This is a genomic window from Aeromonas sp. 84A (assembly GCF_051919345.1).
Classification (GTDB): Bacteria; Pseudomonadota; Gammaproteobacteria; order Enterobacterales; family Aeromonadaceae; genus Aeromonas; species Aeromonas veronii.
Genome location: NZ_JBQBEW010000001.1, coordinates 4,159,420 through 4,176,965 on the forward strand (window position 1 = coordinate 4,159,420; position 17,546 = coordinate 4,176,965).

Genomic DNA, 17,546 nt, shown 5'->3' on the forward strand with positions numbered 1-17,546 from the left:
AACATGAGCATTACTGACAACCTGAAAATTGCCGGTCAATACTGTCTGCCCAAGCACGCCCTCTCCCGTCTAATCGGCAAGTTTGCCGCCGCCGAAGCGGGCAACATCACTACCAAAGTGATCGAGGCTTTTATCAAGCAGTATCAGGTCGACATGAGTGAGGCGCTGCACGAGAGCCCGGCCCACTACAAGAGCTTCAACGAGTTCTTCACCCGCGAGCTCAAGCCCGGTATCCGCCCCGTGGTAGAAGATGCCATGACCCTGGCGCTGCCGGTGGATGGCACCGTCAGCCAGCTCGGCCCCATCCAGCAGGGTCGCATCATTCAGGCCAAGGGCCACGACTACAGCGCCCGCGAGCTGCTGGGCGGCTATGAGGATTTAGTGGCGCCGTTCAAGGATGGCGACTTCGCCACCATCTATCTGGCGCCCAAGGATTATCACCGCATCCACATGCCGCTGGACGGCGTGCTGGAGAGCATGGTGTTCGTGCCGGGGGATCTCTTCTCCGTCAACCCGCTCACCGCCGAGAACGTGCCCAACCTGTTTGCCCGCAACGAGCGGGTGGTCGCCACCTTCCGCACTCCGCACGGCCCCATGGCGCTGGTGCTGGTCGGTGCCACTATCGTGGCCAGCATCGAGACCATCTGGGCCGGCAACATTGCGCCGACCAAAGAGAAGAAGGTGGTGCGCTGGGACTACACCGGCGATGAAGCCATTACCCTGCAGAAAGGCGCCGAGATGGGCCTGTTCAAGCTGGGCAGCACCGTGGTCTGCCTGTTTGGCCCGGGCATGCTGGCCGGTTTCGAGCCCCATCTGGCCAATGGCGTCACCACCCGCATGGGTCAGCCCTTTGCCAAGCTGGCGGAGCAAGCATGAGCGAGCAACCGAACGCCTCGCAGAAGAACAACCCGCTGCACGGGCTGACGCTGGAAGCCATCGTCACCGCGCTGGTCGAATACTACGGCTGGGAAGAGCTGGGGCAGCAGATCAATATCCGCTGCTTCACCGATAATCCCAGCATCAAGTCCAGCCTGAAGTTCTTGCGCAAGACCCCCTGGGCCCGGGAGAAGGTCGAAAGCCTCTACCTCTACGTCCAGCGCAAGCAAGCCAAATCGAAGAAGGAAGGGCAAGATGGCCTTTAAGATTACGTATACCTATAAAAAGCAGGCCAAAGAGATCGGCTACGCGAACGACAAGTTCCGCAGCATCTACGACGCCATCGCCGCTGCTGAAGGGCTGGATCTCACCAGTTTTCACGCCATGGAGGCCCAGCTGGCTCAGGTTTGTCGCCGCGACAAGAAAAGCGTGAAGGATTATCAGGAGAACTACTTCAAAGAGTTGGGATTCTCCAACATCGTCATCGAACGGGATCTGCAGGAGTAACCATGCGCACCTTGACCCTGATGGCCGCCTCTCTGCTGCTGGCGGCATGCAGTACACCGGAACAACATCTGGTGGGCGGCGATCGCGACAGCCACGGCTGTATCGGCAGTGCGGGCTATCAATGGTCAGCGCTGACTGGCAAATGTGTGCGCCTGTTTGAAGAGGGTATCCGGCTCAATCCAACCGATGCCAGCCAGACAAGCAGCGCCTTCGTGCTGTTCAACACCGACCAGACGCAGGCCGAACTGCATCTACCAAGCGGCGAGCAGCACCTGCTGACCCGTCAAGGAGCGGAGGGCAACTGGTCGTGGCAGGGTCGCGGCTACACCCTCTTTATCTGGAAGGGTTATGTGCTCAAGCACGGTGACAAGGCGATCTATCACGGGGAATAACCCGATCGCCTGATATCTTCCCGATATCCACCAAATAAAATGCCGACCCAAGAGTCGGCATTTTTGTTTCTGACACAACAGGTTATCAGGCGCGACTAAGGTAATCCGCCTGCCCCACCCACTTGTAGCTGGTGAGCTCGGTCAGCCCCATGGGGCCACGGGCGTGCAGCATCTGGGTCGATACCGCCACTTCAGCTCCCAGCCCAAATTGGCCGCCATCGGTGAAGCGGGTCGAGGCGTTGACGTAGACCGCCGCCGAACCGGCGCCGTTGACGAAACGCTCGGCGTTGGCCAGATCGTTAGTCAGAATGGCATCGGAGTGGCCGGCGTTATGCTCGCGCATATGGGCCAGCGCCTCGTTCACATCCGCCACCAGCTTGACCCCCAGGGTCAGTCCCAGCCACTCGGTATCGAAATCTTCCGGCCCCGCCTCGCACAGGTTGTCGGCACCCGCCAGCAACGCCATGGCGTTTGGCGCGGCCACCAGCGTCACCTTGCGCTCGTTCATCAGAGCGACCAGCTGCGGCAGGAAGGTGGTGGCCACCTTCTCGTGTACCAGCAGGGTATCGAGGGCGTTGCAGGCAGAGGGGCGCTGCACCTTGGCGTTGTCGATAACCGCCAGAGAGCGCACCAGATCGGCGCTCTCGTCGACGAAGATGTGGCTGATGCCGAAACCGCCGATGATGACCGGAATGGAGCTGTTCTCCTTGCACATCTTGTGCAGGCTGGCACCACCGCGGGGGATGATCATGTCCACATAGCGATCGAGGCGCAGCAGCTCGGCCACCAGCACCCGATCCGGGTTGTCGATGTACTGCACCGCCGCCTCGGGCAGGCCGGAGGCCGCCAAGGCATGCTGGATCACCCGCACCAGCTCCAGATTGGAGTGGAAGGTCTCGCGCCCGCCGCGCAGTATGCTGGCGTTACCGGTCTTGAGGCAGAGGCTGGCGATGTCGATGGTGACGTTGGGACGCGCCTCGTAGATGACGCCGATAACCCCGATGGGCACCCGACGACGGGAGAGGCGCAGGCCATTCTCCAGCACCCGGCTATCCATTTCGGCGCCGACCGGATCATCCAGCGTGATTACCTTGCGCACATCCGCCACGATACCGGCCAGCCGGGCCGGATTAAGCAGCAGGCGATCCAGCATCGCCTCTGACAAGCCCGCCTCACGGCCAGCCGCAATATCCTTGTCGTTGGCAGCAAGGATCTGCTCACTGCGCGCCTCCAGCTCGTCGGCGATGGCGGCCAGCGCCCGATTCTTCTGCGCCGTGCTGATGGTAGCCAGCTGATAGGCGGCTTCACGGGCCGCCTGCCCCATTTTCTCCAGACTCATCTCGGTTCCCTTTGTTCATGCCGTGCCGCCCTGATTAGAGCAGCACCATATCGTCTCGATGGATGGCTACTGAACCATATCCATAGCCCAATACCTGCTCAATCTGATCCGAGTGGACGCCACGCAGCCTGTCCAGCTCCAGATGGTCGTAACGGCAGATGCCTCGCGCCAACTCGGCGCCTTTGGGATCAAGAATGCGCACCACATCGCCTCGAATAAAGTCGCCCTTGACCGCCACAATCCCCTTGGGCAGCAGGCTGGAGCCTTTCTCCTTCATGGCAGCCACTGCGCCCTGATCCACATGCACTTCGCCGTGAGGAGGTGGGCCTGCCAGGATCCAGCTCTTGCGCCCTTCCAGCGGGGACGCCAGCGCCGGGAACAGGGTGCCAATCCGCTCGCCCTTGGCGAGACGGCCGATCACCTCCGGCATCTGGCCGGTCGCGATCACCACGTTGACGCCGGCGCGGCGCGCCACATCGGCGGCCTGCAGCTTGGTAGCCATGCCGCCGGTGCCGAGGCCGCTGACACTGTCACCCGCCAGCGAGCGCAGGGTATCGTCGATGGTCTGCACCTCTTCAATGAGCTGGGCGTCGGGATTGGTGCGCGGATCGGCGGTAAACAGCCCCTTCTGGTCTGTCAGCAGGATCAGCAGATCCGCATCCGCCAGAATGGCGGCCCGTGCGGAGAGGTTGTCGTTGTCGCCGACCTTGATCTCGGCGATCGCCACCGCATCGTTTTCGTTGATCACCGGAATAATGCGGTGATCGAGCAGGGTTCGCATGGTGTCGCGGGCGTTGAGGTAGCGCTCCCGATCTTCCAGATCGGCGCGGGTCAGCAGCATCTGGCCGATATGCAGACCGTAGAGGTTGAACAGATCTTGCCATACCCGAATAAGCTGGGTCTGACCAACCGCCGCCAGCATCTGCTTGTTGGGCAGGGTTGGCGCCAGTGGCGGGTGACCCAGATGTTCACGCCCGGCGGCGATAGCCCCTGATGTGACGACCACGACCCGATGGCCGTGACGGTGCAAGGCCGCACACTGTCTGACCAGCTCGACCATATGGGCACGATTGAGCTGGGAAGACCCCCCTGTGAGCACGCTGGTGCCCAACTTGACGACTATGGTTCTGTTTTCCATGGGAGCATAAAGGCTAAAAAGTAAGGAATATCTTTATACCCACGGCCATGGTGCCCTGCAAGGCAATTAACGCCGGAGGTGAGGAGATGAAGCAAAGGCCCGGATGATTGCGGTCGGAAGGGGAGATGGCTGACTGATGGCCCGGCAAACAGCAGGATGCTGCTCGCCGGGCATCAGGGATCAAGCAGCGGTCACGGTCAACTCATTGGTGACCTGATCCGCTGGCGCTAACTGACACTCCAGAGCCGTCAGTTTGTCGCTGATGAGCTTGTAGAAACGGTTGAGGGTCCGCTCCACTTCTACCTGGTGCTTCTTGGGGATCGGCTTGTCCAGCCACTCACCATCAGCATTGTAGAAACCGAGCTGATAGTGGTAACGGAAGTGGTGATCGTCCTGCTCCAGCACCAGCCACCAGCCCCAGAACTCCCGTTTGTCCGGCACCGGCTTGGCGCTGACACAGACCGACAGGCAGTCGAAACGATAACGCCCCTCTTCGCAGAGATCTTCGCGCAAATAGGGGCCAATGGCAGCAAACTGCCTCAGCAGTCGCTTGTAGGTCACTCTTTCAGACATGTTAACCTCCCTGTTAAACAAGCCGCGCCACCTCGGGATGGCGTCAGTTCTTTAGCGCAATGTCAGGTACACAAATGCTGTTTCAGCCACTCGACGATTTCGTCCAGCGCCTTGTCATACACCTCCAGCAAAGGCTGCTTGTCGAATACGATGGCCTTGCCGTTACGACTGGCCGCCGCCAATGCCCGTACATCCTGCTCGGGACAAATAAAATCTCGCTTGTGTCCAATACTCAATATCGGCACTGAGGTGCGAGTCCCCAGTAATCCTTGTGTTTTAAGTGAAAAAACCTGGCACTTGGTACGCATGCCGTCCCACTGCGCCGCATCCGCCCCCAACCGGTTGGCCAGACTGTCCCGCATCATGCGCGGACACTTGGCAAACAGCTCCTGATTGGTAAACACCTGATTGACACCGGCGCCGACACAGACCACGGTGCGCAGCTTAAAGGGTTCGATAAAGGCCAGTCTGGCTGCGATATTGCCCGCCAGACGCATCCCCACCATGGCGATACGCTGATGATCGACCCAGGCCACTTCGGAGAGGTAATGGAGCACCGCCTGATGGAGACGGCTGGTATCCTGCACCAGCGGCCAATGCTCGGCATAGCCAACCCCGGGCATATCGAGGGAGAGCATGCCGATACCGTTGGGCTCGAGCCGTTTGAGATAGAAGTTGAGGAAATCGAGCTGCAGGGAGTCGATCCCGCCGCTGATGATCACCAGCGGCACCGGTTTTTCGGTCGTCGGCAGGTGGAGATAACCCTGAATATGCTTGCCGCGAAAAGGCACCTGGATCTCTTTGAGCGGCACCTTGAACAGGCGACCGGCCTCGCGATAGGCCATGTTACCGAGCAGCTGGGCTTGATCCGCCAGCTCGTCATCCTTGAGATGGGGATAGCTGGCGATGGAGTAGTAGCGCACCGCCTTGAGCAGCTGCTTCAGGGCGCCAGAAGTATCCCCCTTCTCGCGCAGTTCGCGGCCCTGCTTGAAATAGTTGCCAGCCACCTGGCTCCACTCGTAGATCCAGTTGCCGGGCACATAGCCCTTGATGGTATCGAGATAGCAATCGTGGGTGCGCTCGCCGGTCGCCATGGCGATACGGGCCAGGGTCTGCTCCACTTCGATGGGATCAGCCCCCTGCCAGGTCCAGGAGGGGCGGCGCAGCAGGCGATACCAGCTCTTTGACATGGATCCGTCGATAAACATCTCGTCTGACTCGGCTTGCGCCAGATCAGCCGCACTGGAGTTGGAGATCTCGGATGTTTCCAATACCTTCTTGACGCGGGTAAAGAGCTGTTCGGTCAGGTTTAGGTCTTCGTTCAAGTCCAAGATAGTGTCCCATTCATATCAGGCAATAGCTCATCTTAACCACTTTTACTGCCCATCAGCCACCCTGCAACAGATTGATACACAAAAAAACAGGGCTCCAAATTGGAGCCCTGTGAAACCATTATTGCCGGTCGCGACCAATGGACGCAGTGAGCGTCACATCCCGCTCCCGTTACTTTTCGTCGCAGATCGGTGTGGCGAACTCCAGTGCCATATCCCACGGCTGTTCGATCCAGGTATCCTGCGGGATCGCCACTTCGAAATCGTCCAGCAGCGCTTCGCCCATCGGCTTGGCGAAAATCGCGATGAACTTGGCTTTCGGGTAGAGCTCGCGGATCGCCTTGGCGGTAGTGCCGGTGTCGACCAGATCTTCCACCACCAGCCAGCCTTCGCCGTCACCAGCGGTGGTGGCAGCCTTCACGACCACCAGCTCGCGCTGGCTGTCATGGTCATAGCTGGAGATGCAGAGGGTTTCCACATTACGAATGCCAAGTTCACGGGCCATCAGGGCTGCGGGCACCAGGCCACCACGGCTGACCGCGATGATACCTTTCCACTGGCTGACAGGCAGCTGACGACGGGCCAGACGGCGAGCTTCACGTTGCAGGTTGTCCCACGACACATAGAACTTTTTCGGCATGTTATCGATCTCGAATAGTTATTTAAAAACAATCACTTAAAATAACAACACCCGCAATTATCCCTGCGGATGCCAGTAAATGGCGGCCCTTGCCCGACTGAATTCAGATTGCACTTCGGCTGCCTCAGGGCTAAGCCTCGGCAGCAAATCTGATAACAATGGAAGCAAGATGGGCTTATCCGGCGATCGGTTAGATGATGTGTCCAAACCGCGGACAGGCTGTTGGGCCGATATGATAGCACCGTTTGCAGAGAAAATGCCTGGCAAACGTATGCCAAAAACAGGAAAAATCGGCATCACCCTCTCCATTCGGCATATCTCGAGCGCCAAACGACTAACCTGCCGTCCCTGCTGCCGAGTCCAAATGGGCTGTGCGGCAAATCGCAGATAAAAAAATAGCAGGGGGAGGATTTACCTCACGCACCTGCTGCTTTCTCGCCTCTGCCTGGTTGGGCAGCTCGTCTTAGCGACGAGTGACGAAGGGGTTAGGGTAGCTGAAACCCTGGGTATACAAAGAGGGGGCAAACCAATAGGTTGAGTTGCTGCCTGGCATATTGAAACTCCTGATTGCTTAACAAGTTACGTACCTTTAATGCGGGCTCAAATCCTTGAACGAACACTCGGTTCCATGGAGGCGCACTTGCTTTGCTTCGGTTCCCTGGAGGCTTTCATCGTCATCCTGACGGGTGGCGAACCACGGGAGCTAATTTACCAGTCGGTGCATTAAATTCAATATTTTTGTGAGACCGGTCACACATTTTCTTTTCTATCGGCCAGCGTCGTCCGAACCTGACGATCGTACTGCCTGGTTGCCATCAGCCAGCACAAGCTGCCTGCGATTTGCGCTGATTGCTCACATTTTTGTGTGATTGACTGTATTATCGTTATCCTCTTCCCCGGCCCGCTGATGGGGCCCTGTTAATTCCGTGCTGGTAAGGAGTCCCGACGTGGCACAGCTTAGCTCTCTCTCTCCCAAACTGATTTGGCATTTCTTCGAACAGATCTGCTCCATCCCTCACCCTTCCAAACATGAAGCCAAACTGAGCGCCTGGATCATCCAATGGGCTCAAGGGGAAGGTCTGGCGGTCAAGCAGGACAAGGTCGGCAACATCATCATCAAGAAACCGGCCACCCCGGGGATGGAAAACCGCAAAGCCGTGGTACTGCAGGCCCACATCGACATGGTGCCGCAGGCTAACGCAGACACCAAACACGACTTCGCGACCGATCCCATCGATGCCTATGTCGATGGCGAGTGGGTCACTGCCCGTGGCACCACCCTGGGTGCCGACAACGGCATCGGCATGGCCGGTTGTCTGGCTGTGCTGGCTGACAAGACTATCAAGCACGGCCCGCTGGAAGTGCTGCTGACCACAGACGAAGAGACCGGCATGACCGGCGCATTCGGTCTGGAAGCGGGCTGGCTGGAGGGCGAAATTCTGCTCAACACCGACTCCGAAGAGGATGGCGAGGTCTATATGGGCTGCGCTGGCGGTGTGGATGCCAATATCCGCTTCCCGCTCGAGCTGGTTGACGCCAGCGAAGGCGAAGCGTTCGAGCTGGCCGTAAAAGGGCTGCGTGGCGGCCACTCCGGTTGCGATATCCATCGCGGCCGTGGTAACGCCAACAAGCTGCTGGTGCGTCTGCTCAAAGCAGCCGAGCCGCTGGGTGTTCGTCTGGCCGAGATCCACGGCGGCACTCTGCGCAACGCCATCCCGCGCGAAGCCCGTGCCACCCTGCAGGTGCCTGCTGTCAGCGTAAACGAGTTCAAGGCGCTGGTTGACCGCAACACCGGGATCTACCAGACCGAACTGGCCGCCACCGAGCCAAACCTGACCGTGCTGGTCAACAGCGCCGCCAAACCGGCCAAGCTGATGAGCGTCTCCCTGCAGCAGCGCCTGCTGGATGCCCTGATGGCCTGCCCGAACGGTGTGATGCGCATGAGCGATGCCATGCCCGGCGTGACCGAAACCTCGACCAACCTGGGGGTCATCAAGACTCAGGATGGCGAAGTGTACGTCCAGTGCCTGATCCGCTCCCTGATTGACTCCGGCCGCGAGAGCATCGAGCAGATGACCCGCTCCCTGTTCACCCTGGCAGGCGCCAGCTGCGAATTCACCGGTGCCTATCCGGGTTGGGCGCCGAACGTGGACTCCCCCGTCATGGCGCTGGTACGCAACAGCTACCAGACCCTGTTTGGCACCATGCCCAACGTCATGGTGATCCACGCCGGTCTCGAGTGCGGTCTGTTCAAGAGCGCCTATCCGGAGTGGGACATGGTCTCCTTCGGCCCGACTATCCGCGGTGCCCACTCCCCTGACGAGAAGGTACATATCCCGGCGGTCGAACGTTTCTGGCAACTGCTGGTGCACGTACTGGAAGCGATTCCGGCCAAATAACCCGGCCTGCGCCACACAGTAAAACAAAGCCCCGCACTGCTGCGGGGCTTTTTATTGTCTGCTCCAACCTGACGTTGGCGCTTACCGGATGCCGCGGGCCTCGCGGATCCACTCCCAGGCTTGCTGGATCTCCTGGGTCTTCTCCTTGGCCATCTCCATCATCTCCGGCGGCAACCCCTTGGCAGCCAGCTTGTCCGGATGATGTTTGCTCATCTCCTTGCGGTAGGCGCGCTTGATATCCTGATCGCTGTCGCTCTCGCTCACTCCCAGCAACTGGTAGGCATTCTTGAGGCGATCCGCAGAGGGTGCCGCCTGCCGATACTGCTGGCCACCGGAATGGCCCCCCTGATACTGGCCATGAGCCTGATTGAAGAAGTTCATCTGCGCTTCGGCCATCGCCAGAATGCGGGCCAACTCGATGCGGCTGAAGCCCAGCTCGTCGGCAATGGTGTGCAGAATGGCGCGCTCGCCCTCCTCCACCCGCCCGTCGGCAAAGGCCGCCTGCAGTTGTACCTCGAGGAAGAAGCGCAGAATATCGCGCTGCCCCAGACTGGCACGGCGGAACTCGGCCAGGGTCTCGCGCAGCGGGAAGTCGGCCTCCTTACCGAGACGAAACGACTCCTGCGCCCGGGCACGCTGTTCGCCCGCCAGCCGCATCCGATCCATCAGGTTGGAGGCAACCCGGATCTCCTGTTCGGTCACCTGGCCGCTGGACTTGGCAATATGGCCCATCACCGAGAAGGTGGCGTGGAAGAAGACGGCTTGCTGCTCCTGACTCGGGCCGCGACGAAATGCCCCCTGCAGCCCCATGCCACGGTCGAAACGGTGGCCAATCCAGAGGCCAATCAGGGCGCCGATGATATTGCCGAGCAGAAAACCGAAGAAGGCGCCCAGCACCTTACCCCAAATACGCATGGTTCAAGACCTCTTGAAGTTAATAAGTGCGGGCCTGGAGCTGGTCATCCAGCTCGCGCAGTCGATCGACCGTGCCGATATCTCGCCACTCGCCAGCGAGCAGGCTGCCGCCCACCCGCCCTTGCGCCATCCAGTCACGGAGCAGGGGCGCTAGCTTGCGGGCACCGCCCGCGAGACCGGCAAAGGCCGCCGGATCATATAGTCCGACCCCGCTGAAGGTAAACGCTGGCGTATCCACGACTCGCCCCCCTTGCAGGGCAAAGTCCCCGCTCGGGTGCTGGGGCGGATTGGGTACCAGCCACAGGTGGGCCAGATCATCGCCAAGGGGCTGGCTGACCAGAGTGTGATAATCGAGATCGAGCCAGGTATCGCCGTTGATCACCAGAAAAGGGTCTGCGCCCAGCAGCGGCAGCGCCTGCACTATGCCGCCCGCGGTCTCCAGCGCGCTCTCCTCGGCTGACCAGTGGATGGTCACACCAAGCGCATGGCCATCACCCAGGCTCTCGACCAGCTTGTGGCCGAGCCAGGCGTGGTTGATCACTAACTCGGTCACACCGGCAGCTTTGAGTTTTTCGATGTGATGAACGATGAGCGGCTTGCCCCCCACCGCCAGCAGCGGCTTGGGCAGCAGGTCGGTCAGCGGGCGCATCCGCTCGCCGCGGCCAGCGGCCAGGATCATCGCCTTCATGATTTAACTCCAGCGTTGGCGATCCCCGGCAACACCACCTGCTCCAGCCACTGACCAAAACGGGCCAGTACCGGATAGGCACTACCATGAGTACGACAGACATCCACCACATAGCCGAGGGTACGGGGAATATCCTTGAGATAGCCGGACTTGCCGTCGCGATGATAGAGCCGGGTGAAGATCCCCGCCGCTTTGAGGTGGCGCTGCATGCCGGTCAGGTCGGCATCACGACGGAAACTGGCATAATCGAGCTCGCCAAGCAGACCCGCCTGTTGCAGGGTGACAAAGCCGTGGCGCATCCCTTCATCGATCACCTCGTCCGGCCAGCGTACGTAGCAATCTTTCAGCAGGGAGACCAGGTCATAGCTCAGGGGCCCGATGACCATGTCTTGAAAATCGATGATGGCCAGCCGGCTGCTCTCGGGGGTATCCCCGCCACACACCATCAGGTTGCGACTGTGAAAATCTCTATGCATCACCCCCTGCGGCTGGGCCAGATTGCAGGCGGTGAGACAAGCAAAGGTCTCGTCCAGCAGTTGCTGCTCTTCGTCGCTCAGGGTCAGTTTTAGATGGTGGCCCAGCAGCCACTCGGGAAAAATGCTGTTCTCCCGTGCCATAAAGGCGGCATCGAAGGGTTCAAGCGCCAGTTCAACCGCCCCCAGGCGGGGCAGCAAATCAATCGCCTTGCCATACCAGGCCAGCACGTTGTGCTCGTTCAGGCGGCTGATAAGCTGGGTATCGCCCAGGTCACTGACCGCCAGCAAGCCCTGTTCGTAGTCCACCGCCTTGACCTCTGGCGCCAACAGCTGACGCGCCAGCAAGGCCGCCGCGTTACGAACAAACTCATGATTTTTTTCGGTTTTCGGGTTGGCATCCACCCAAACCAGACCACCACCGCGATAGTAGCGGCGGAAGCTGGCATCACCGGAAATGAGGGTAAGCGTGAGAGTGGCATCACCGCAAATACGGCGTGCCCACTGCAATAGCAGGGAATCGCGATCGTGCATAAGTAGAGGACCAAGGTGGAAAGCAGCACTTGGCTGTTAGCCCTGGCCGCAATAATGCTTTATCATTGCCGGCTAACATAAAGCAATGACATGCAATGTCAACTCGATGAAACCTGTCGTAAAATGCATGCCTTGGATCAACCGTATCTATCACGGATTGCACGAGTCTTTCACATGACAAAATGGACACTGGGGTACCGCTATCCCATCGCCCTGACTATCAGCCTGGCCCCCGCACTCACCCCTATGATGGTGCAGGCGGCCCCGTTCGAAGCGCCGCCAGCCACCGGCATTCTCGATAGTCTCTGCTATGACTATGTTCCCAAGATAGAGAAGCCTGCATCGGATCAGGATGCCAACGCACAGCCGGTCGAGGTTGATGCTGACCGTCTCGAGGCCAAACAGGGCGGCACCGCCGTCTATGAAGGTGACGTCAAGGTTCGTCAGGGTGTTCGCAAGTTTGACTCTGACTATGCCCAGCTCGACCAGAAGAGCCGGGATGTCATCGCCATCGGCAACATCTATTACAACGACGGTCAGGTGACCGTCACCAGCGACAAGACCCTCAAATCCAACCTGGATACCAAGAACTCCGAACTGGAAGAGGGCAAGTATCAGGTGCATGGCTCACCGGTGCGCGGCTTTGCCAAGCGCGTAGTGATGACCAACAACAACCAGAACATCACCATGGAGGGGGCCCAGTACACCACCTGCCCCCCCGGTCAGGAAGTGTGGACCCTCAAGGCCGGCAGCATCGACATCGACCAGAAAGAGGTGTTCGGCGAAGCCTGGAACGCCAGCCTCTGGCTCTATGACTACCCGGTGTTCTACTTCCCCTATATCAACTTCCCCATCAAGGATGAGCGGAAGACCGGTCTGCTCTACCCGGGTTACAAGCAAAGCTCCAGCAACGGCATGGATATCACCCAGCCCTTCTACTGGAACATTGCCCCCAACTATGATGCCACCATCACCTCCCGTTTTATGGACAAACGCGGCCTGATGGAGCAGGTGGAGTTCCGCTACATGCCGGACCCTGCCCACACCGGCACCCTCTATTTTGAAAATCTGGCGGATGACAAGCAGTACAGCCCGAGCAATCCGAGTCTGGCGGGCCTGTCCGATGGACATCGCTACCTGATGAACGTCCGCCACGGTTCAGCCCTGATGGATGGCAGCCTGCGTTTTGGTATCGACTACACCCAGGTGCGCGACAAGGATTACAACTACTTCAACGACTTCAGCCCGCAAGTGGGCACTCAGGTCGACAGCCAGTTGCAGCAATCCTTTACCGCCGGCTACTACCAGCCCAACTGGAACCTCACCTCCGAGGTGCGCCGCTACCAGATCCTGAGCCCATATGCGCTGCTGCCCCACGAGATGCTGCCGCGTATCGACTACAACTACTATCAGCAAGGCAAGTGGTTCGATCTGGCCTGGAACAGTGAACTAACCAAGTTTGGCTATGACAGTGGCAGTGCCGCCACTCTGCAAGCAGGTGAGCGCTATACCGCCACCCGCCTGCATCTGGCGCCAACCCTGACCGTGCCCCTGGTGGATGCACCGGGTTACTACCTGACCAGTCAGTACAAGCTGATGTTTACCTCCTACAACCAGGAGGTACCCGATAATCTGGTTAGCCAGGACCGCAGCCGCTTCACCGATGCAGATAGCAAACAGCTGACCCTGAAAGAGGGCACCATTACCCGTACTCTGCCCTCCTTCCGCCTCAAGGGGGGCGTCAACTTCGATCGGCCGCTCGACTGGTATGATGGCAAGGGCACCCAGACCCTGGAACCCGAGTTCCAGTACCTCTATATCCCTTATAAAAATCAGGACGAGATCGGGATCTACGACTCCACCACCACCCGTCAGGACTACTACAGCCTGTTCAGTGACCGCCGCTTTGCCGGTCTCGACCGCATCAGCGATGCCAATCGGGTCACCGTTGGCCTGACCAGCCGGGTCTATGACAATGTGGGTGATGAACGGTTGCGTCTGGCGGTGGCCCAGGCCTTCGAAATGACACCACCCAAGGTGCGCCTCTACCCTTCAAATCCGGAAAGCACCAACGCCCGCTCCCTGCTCTCGTTCGAAGGGGATGCCCGCATCACCGATGAGTGGTTTGCCCACGCGGGGACCCAATACGATACCTCCGAGGGTGAATTTCGGCTGGCAACGGTGCAGTCGAGTACCGAACCGGCAAGCTGACCACTCAGGTCAACTACCGCTACATCAAGGATGGCAACCTGGACTATCGCTATCCGACCAACACGGCACTGGCAGAAGATCTGAGCCAGGCGGGTCTGGTGATGATGGCGCCGATCGCCGATCAGTGGCAGATGTATGGCGGTTACTACCGTGACATCAAGCAGGATGTGAACATTGACCGCAAGATCGGTGTCAAATACGACTCCTGCTGCTGGAGCATCAACATGAGCCTGGAGTGGCACAATCAGCCGGACAACGTCACCCTGAAGCCCACTTCGGAAAAAGTCATTGGTCTGCAGTTTGAAATGAAGGGACTTGGCAGCGTGGGTACCGGTGGCCGCAGCGTCACCCTGGATACCGAGCTGTTGCCCTATGTTCGCCCGTTTAATCTGAAAGGCCAGCAATGATGCTGGCCCAGCCTTGAGAGATGGATATGAAAAAGACCCTGATTGCCCTGCTGACCGCGGGAATGTTCGGTGCCATGAGCCAGGCCGCACTGGCTGCGCCCGAGCTGATGGACAAGGTGCTGGCCGTGGTCAACAAGGACGTGGTGCTGTCCAGCCAACAGGACGCACTGGTCAACAAGGTAAAACTCTCCGCTCAGGAGAGCGGCCAGTCCCTGCCTGACGATGCCACCCTGCGCAAACAGGCGCTGGATCGGCTGATCCAGGAAAGCCTGCAGCTGCAACTGGCGGAGCGCCAGGGGCTGAAGATCAGCGACACCCAGCTGGAACAGGCTATTCAGGGCATCGCTGCCGACAACAAGATGACCCTGGATCAGCTGCGGGCCCAGCTCGCCCGTGAAGGGATGACCTATGCCCAATATCGGGAAGAGGTTCGCCGCGAGATCCTGATGAACGAGGTGCGCCGCAACCAGGTGCGCCGCCGTATCAACATCTCCGAGCAGGAGGTGAAGCAGGTGGTGGAGATCCTGAAGAAACAGGGTCAACAGCAGAACGAATACCACGTTGGCCATATCCAGATTGCCCTGCCGGACAACCCCACTGCCGCCCAGCTGGATGCCGCCAAGAGCAAGATCGAGCGCATTCTGACCGCCCTCAAGCAAGGTGCCGACTTCCGCAAACTGGCCATTGCCGAGAGTAACGGTCCCAAGGCGCTGGAAGGGGGCGACTGGGGCTGGATGAGCCCGCAAGAGATGCCGACCCTGATGGCGGAAGCGGTGCAAGGTGCCAAGAAGGGCGACATCGTCGGCCCGCTGCGCTCCGGTGCCGGCCTGCACATCGTCAAGGTGTTCGACACCAAGGGTCAGCAGCAAGTGATGCAGACCGAGGTGAAGGCCCGTCATATCCTGATCAAGCCCTCCATCATCCTGAGCGAAGAGAAAGCCAAAGGGATGCTGGATGGCATTCTGCACGACATCAAGAGCGGCAAGGCAAGCTTCGCCAGCATGGCGGAGAAGTACTCCGAAGATCCGGGCTCTGCGGTGCAGGGTGGCGAACTGGGCTGGTCTGATCCCAACGTCTATGTCCCCGAGTTCCGCGACATGGTCAACCGTCTGCAACCGGGCCAGATCAGTGCCCCGTTCCGTACCAGCCACGGCTGGCACATCGTGCAGGTGGAAGAGCGCCGCAGCCAGGATGCGACCGACAAGGCTCAGGAGCAGCGCGCCTACCAGCTGATCTACAACCGTCGCTTCGTGGAAGAGTCCCAGGCGTGGCTGGATGAGCTGCGTGACGAGGCCTACATCCAGATCGAAGGAGCCGGTAGCTGATGAGCTGCCGTCGCCTTGCCGTTACCCCGGGCGAACCGGCCGGGATCGGCCCGGACTTAGTGCTGCAGATTGCCCAGCAGGATTGGCCCCACCAGTTGGTGGTGATCGCCGATCCGGCGCTGCTGCGCGAGCGGGCAGCTCAGCTTGGGCTCAGCATCAAGCTTGAGCCCTACGATGCCGCCACCCCTGCCCGCCCCCAGCGGGCGGGTACCCTGACGGTATGTTCTGTCTCTCTCGGTACCGCCGTGGTGCCGGGCGAGCTGAACGAAGGCAATGGCGCCTATGTGCTAGCGACCCTGCAGCGTGCCTGCGATGGCAACATGAGCGGCGAATTTGCCGCCGTGGTGACCGGGCCGGTGCACAAGGGGATCATCAACCAGGCCGGGGTCTCGTTCAGCGGCCACACCGAGTTCTTTGCCCAGCAATCCAACACCGCAGATGTGGTGATGATGCTGGCAACCGAGGGGCTGCGGGTCGCACTGGCGACCACCCATATTCCGCTGGCCTATGTGGCGATGGCCATCACCGAGGATCGCCTCGGCAAGGTGATCCGGATCCTCAACGAGGATCTCGCCACCAAGTTTGGCATCGCCAAACCCCGTATTTACGTCTGCGGCCTCAACCCCCATGCGGGGGAAGGTGGCCATCTTGGACGTGAAGAGATTGACGTGATCGAACCTGCCCTGGCCACGCTGCGCCAGGAAGGGATCGATCTGGTCGGCCCATTGCCGGCCGACACCCTGTTCCAGGAGAAATACCTCAAGGATGCGGATGCGGTACTCGCCATGTACCACGACCAGGGGCTGCCTGTGCTCAAATACAAGGGCTTCGGCAGTTCGGTCAATATCACCCTGGGGCTTCCCTTCATCCGCACTTCGGTGGATCACGGCACCGCGCTGGATCTGGCAGGCAAGGGCCTGGCCGATCCGGGCAGCCTTGTCACCGCGATTAACCACGCCATCAAGATGGTAGAGAAAAAAAGATATGAGCAGTAAGGTGCACATGGGCCACACGGCCCGTAAGCGTTTCGGTCAGAACTTCTTGCACGACCGGTATGTGATCGATCAGATCGTCGCCGCCATCAACCCGCAGCCGGGTCAGAATCTGGTGGAGATCGGTCCGGGTCTGGCCGCGCTGACCGAGCCGGTCGCCGCCCAGATGGACAAAATGACCGTGGTCGAGCTTGACCGGGACCTGGCAGCTCGCCTGCGCGAGCACCCGACCCTCAAAGACAAGCTGACCGTCATCGAAGCGGATGCCATGCGTTTCGACTTCGGCACCCTGATGGGTGAAGGCAAGGGGCCGCTGCGCATCTTCGGCAACCTGCCCTACAACATCTCCACCCCGCTCATCTTCCACCTGTGCGAATTTGCCGACCGGGTTGAAGACATGCACTTCATGCTGCAAAAGGAAGTGGTCCTGCGTCTGGCAGCAGGCCCGGGCAGCAAGGCTTATGGCCGCCTGAGCGTGATGACCCAGTACTACTGCCAGGTGGTGCCTGTGCTGGAAGTGGGCCCGGGTGCCTTCAAACCGGCGCCAAAGGTGGACTCTGCCGTAGTTCGCCTGATCCCGCACAAGAATCCGACCATAGTCGCAAAAGACATTCGTTGTCTGAATCGCGTCTGTACCGAGGGCTTTGGCCAGCGTCGCAAGACCATCCGCAACAGCTTCTCCAACTTCATCACCGACGCCCAGCTGACCGAGCTTGGTATCGATGGCAACCTGCGCCCGGAGAATCTCTCCCTCGAGCAGTTTGTCATGATCGCCAACTGGCTGGCGGATCAGCAACAGGCCTGAT

16 protein-coding genes and 1 pseudogene are annotated in these 17,546 nt (G+C 59.7%); 9 read left to right on the forward strand and 8 right to left on the reverse strand.

Annotated elements, in window-relative coordinates; genetic code table 11:
• The first annotated feature begins 3 nt into the window (after nucleotides 1-3).
• Genes asd through ACTG20_RS18840 form a run of 4 tightly spaced genes read left to right on the forward strand, consistent with a single transcriptional unit; the run spans nucleotide 4 to nucleotide 1,775 of the window.
• Nucleotides 4-876 (forward strand): archaetidylserine decarboxylase, encoded by an 873-nt coding sequence (gene asd, locus ACTG20_RS18825; protein WP_026034874.1) that lies wholly within the window; start codon nucleotides 4-6, stop codon nucleotides 874-876.
• On the forward strand, nucleotides 873-1,142 hold the full coding sequence (locus ACTG20_RS18830; RefSeq protein ID WP_005338981.1) for a VF530 family DNA-binding protein: 270 nt from the start codon (nucleotides 873-875) through the stop codon (nucleotides 1,140-1,142). Before asd ends, ACTG20_RS18830 begins: the two co-directional genes overlap by 4 nt.
• The gene (locus ACTG20_RS18835; RefSeq protein ID WP_005338984.1) at nucleotides 1,132-1,383 is read left to right on the forward strand and encodes a DUF2960 domain-containing protein; all 252 of its coding nucleotides are present in this window, start codon (nucleotides 1,132-1,134) and stop codon (nucleotides 1,381-1,383) included. The genes ACTG20_RS18830 and ACTG20_RS18835 overlap by 11 nt, the downstream gene beginning before the upstream one ends.
• 2 nt (nucleotides 1,384-1,385) lie before the next feature.
• Entirely contained in the window at nucleotides 1,386-1,775 is a 390-nt protein-coding gene (locus ACTG20_RS18840; RefSeq protein ID WP_194496625.1) for a hypothetical protein, read from the forward strand.
• 85 nt (nucleotides 1,776-1,860) lie between these two features.
• Here ACTG20_RS18840 and ACTG20_RS18845 read toward each other — a convergent pair whose 3' ends face one another.
• The 5 genes from ACTG20_RS18845 to gpt all read right to left on the reverse strand — a co-directional run bounded on the left by ACTG20_RS18845 (nucleotide 1,861) and on the right by gpt (nucleotide 6,796).
• Nucleotides 1,861-3,114, reverse strand: a complete 1,254-nt coding sequence (locus ACTG20_RS18845; RefSeq protein ID WP_194496626.1) for a glutamate-5-semialdehyde dehydrogenase — start codon at nucleotides 3,112-3,114, stop codon at nucleotides 1,861-1,863.
• Between the two features lie 34 nt (nucleotides 3,115-3,148).
• Entirely contained in the window at nucleotides 3,149-4,252 is a 1,104-nt protein-coding gene (gene proB, locus ACTG20_RS18850; RefSeq protein ID WP_144713751.1) for a glutamate 5-kinase, read from the reverse strand.
• A 180-nt stretch (nucleotides 4,253-4,432) separates the two neighbouring features.
• Nucleotides 4,433-4,825: a sigma factor-binding protein Crl gene (gene crl / locus ACTG20_RS18855; protein ID WP_439987325.1), complete on the reverse strand. Its 393-nt coding sequence runs from the start codon at nucleotides 4,823-4,825 to the stop codon at nucleotides 4,433-4,435.
• 62 nt (nucleotides 4,826-4,887) lie between these two features.
• Nucleotides 4,888-6,156, reverse strand: a complete 1,269-nt coding sequence (frsA, locus tag ACTG20_RS18860) for an esterase FrsA (RefSeq protein ID WP_064338704.1) — start codon at nucleotides 6,154-6,156, stop codon at nucleotides 4,888-4,890.
• A gap of 172 nt (nucleotides 6,157-6,328) precedes the next feature.
• Nucleotides 6,329-6,796, reverse strand: coding sequence for a xanthine phosphoribosyltransferase (gene gpt / locus ACTG20_RS18865; protein ID WP_005339007.1), 468 nt, complete (start codon nucleotides 6,794-6,796; stop codon nucleotides 6,329-6,331).
• A 947-nt stretch (nucleotides 6,797-7,743) separates the two neighbouring features.
• Here gpt and ACTG20_RS18870 point away from each other — a divergent pair.
• The gene (locus tag ACTG20_RS18870) at nucleotides 7,744-9,195 is read left to right on the forward strand and encodes an aminoacyl-histidine dipeptidase (protein WP_194496627.1); all 1,452 of its coding nucleotides are present in this window, start codon (nucleotides 7,744-7,746) and stop codon (nucleotides 9,193-9,195) included.
• 81 nt (nucleotides 9,196-9,276) lie between these two features.
• Here ACTG20_RS18870 and djlA read toward each other — a convergent pair whose 3' ends face one another.
• The 3 genes from djlA to ACTG20_RS18885 are packed head-to-tail and all read right to left on the reverse strand — an operon-like array spanning nucleotide 9,277 to nucleotide 11,805.
• A complete protein-coding gene (gene djlA / locus ACTG20_RS18875) occupies nucleotides 9,277-10,110 on the reverse strand; it encodes a co-chaperone DjlA (RefSeq protein ID WP_005358354.1) in 834 nt (277 codons plus the stop codon).
• A gap of 19 nt (nucleotides 10,111-10,129) precedes the next feature.
• Nucleotides 10,130-10,798 carry an N-acetylmuramate alpha-1-phosphate uridylyltransferase MurU gene (gene murU / locus ACTG20_RS18880; RefSeq protein ID WP_194496628.1) on the reverse strand — a complete coding sequence of 223 codons (669 nt, stop codon included), beginning with the start codon at nucleotides 10,796-10,798 and terminating at the stop codon, nucleotides 10,130-10,132.
• On the reverse strand, nucleotides 10,795-11,805 hold the full coding sequence (locus ACTG20_RS18885) for an aminoglycoside phosphotransferase family protein (protein WP_194496629.1): 1,011 nt from the start codon (nucleotides 11,803-11,805) through the stop codon (nucleotides 10,795-10,797). The genes murU and ACTG20_RS18885 overlap by 4 nt, the downstream gene beginning before the upstream one ends.
• 174 nt (nucleotides 11,806-11,979) lie before the next feature.
• Between ACTG20_RS18885 and lptD the strand changes: the two are divergent.
• The 4 genes and pseudogenes from lptD (at nucleotide 11,980) to rsmA (ending at nucleotide 17,545) form a co-directional block, all read left to right on the forward strand.
• Nucleotides 11,980-14,423 (forward strand): annotated as a pseudogene (gene lptD, locus ACTG20_RS18890) (LPS assembly protein LptD).
• Nucleotides 14,424-14,449: 26 nt separating this feature from the next.
• A complete protein-coding gene (surA, locus tag ACTG20_RS18895; RefSeq protein ID WP_179903213.1) occupies nucleotides 14,450-15,748 on the forward strand; it encodes a peptidylprolyl isomerase SurA in 1,299 nt (432 codons plus the stop codon).
• Nucleotides 15,748-16,743: a 4-hydroxythreonine-4-phosphate dehydrogenase PdxA gene (gene pdxA, locus ACTG20_RS18900; protein ID WP_194496630.1), complete on the forward strand. Its 996-nt coding sequence runs from the start codon at nucleotides 15,748-15,750 to the stop codon at nucleotides 16,741-16,743. The genes surA and pdxA overlap by 1 nt, the downstream gene beginning before the upstream one ends.
• Nucleotides 16,733-17,545, forward strand: a complete 813-nt coding sequence (rsmA, locus tag ACTG20_RS18905) for a 16S rRNA (adenine(1518)-N(6)/adenine(1519)-N(6))-dimethyltransferase RsmA (RefSeq protein ID WP_005339016.1) — start codon at nucleotides 16,733-16,735, stop codon at nucleotides 17,543-17,545. Before pdxA ends, rsmA begins: the two co-directional genes overlap by 11 nt.
• Nucleotide 17,546 lies beyond the last annotated feature (1 nt).

Excerpts from the sequence above, each read along its gene's own strand:
- pdxA (WP_194496630.1), top strand. The coding sequence starts at position 15,748 with ATGAGCTGCCGTCGCCTTGCCGTTACCCCGGGCGAACCGGCCGGGATC.
- ACTG20_RS18840 (WP_194496625.1), top strand. The coding sequence starts at position 1,386 with ATGCGCACCTTGACCCTGATGGCCGCCTCTCTGCTGCTGGCGGCATGC.
- proB (WP_144713751.1), bottom strand. The coding sequence starts at position 4,252 with ATGGAAAACAGAACCATAGTCGTCAAGTTGGGCACCAGCGTGCTCACA.
- crl (WP_439987325.1), bottom strand. The coding sequence starts at position 4,825 with ATGTCTGAAAGAGTGACCTACAAGCGACTGCTGAGGCAGTTTGCTGCC.
- djlA (WP_005358354.1), bottom strand. The coding sequence starts at position 10,110 with ATGCGTATTTGGGGTAAGGTGCTGGGCGCCTTCTTCGGTTTTCTGCTC.
- surA (WP_179903213.1), top strand. The coding sequence starts at position 14,450 with ATGAAAAAGACCCTGATTGCCCTGCTGACCGCGGGAATGTTCGGTGCC.
- gpt (WP_005339007.1), bottom strand. The coding sequence starts at position 6,796 with ATGCCGAAAAAGTTCTATGTGTCGTGGGACAACCTGCAACGTGAAGCT.
- murU (WP_194496628.1), bottom strand. The coding sequence starts at position 10,798 with ATGAAGGCGATGATCCTGGCCGCTGGCCGCGGCGAGCGGATGCGCCCG.
- asd (WP_026034874.1), top strand. The coding sequence starts at position 4 with ATGAGCATTACTGACAACCTGAAAATTGCCGGTCAATACTGTCTGCCC.
- rsmA (WP_005339016.1), top strand. The coding sequence starts at position 16,733 with ATGAGCAGTAAGGTGCACATGGGCCACACGGCCCGTAAGCGTTTCGGT.
- ACTG20_RS18885 (WP_194496629.1), bottom strand. The coding sequence starts at position 11,805 with ATGCACGATCGCGATTCCCTGCTATTGCAGTGGGCACGCCGTATTTGC.
- ACTG20_RS18830 (WP_005338981.1), top strand. The coding sequence starts at position 873 with ATGAGCGAGCAACCGAACGCCTCGCAGAAGAACAACCCGCTGCACGGG.
- ACTG20_RS18835 (WP_005338984.1), top strand. The coding sequence starts at position 1,132 with ATGGCCTTTAAGATTACGTATACCTATAAAAAGCAGGCCAAAGAGATC.
- ACTG20_RS18845 (WP_194496626.1), bottom strand. The coding sequence starts at position 3,114 with ATGAGTCTGGAGAAAATGGGGCAGGCGGCCCGTGAAGCCGCCTATCAG.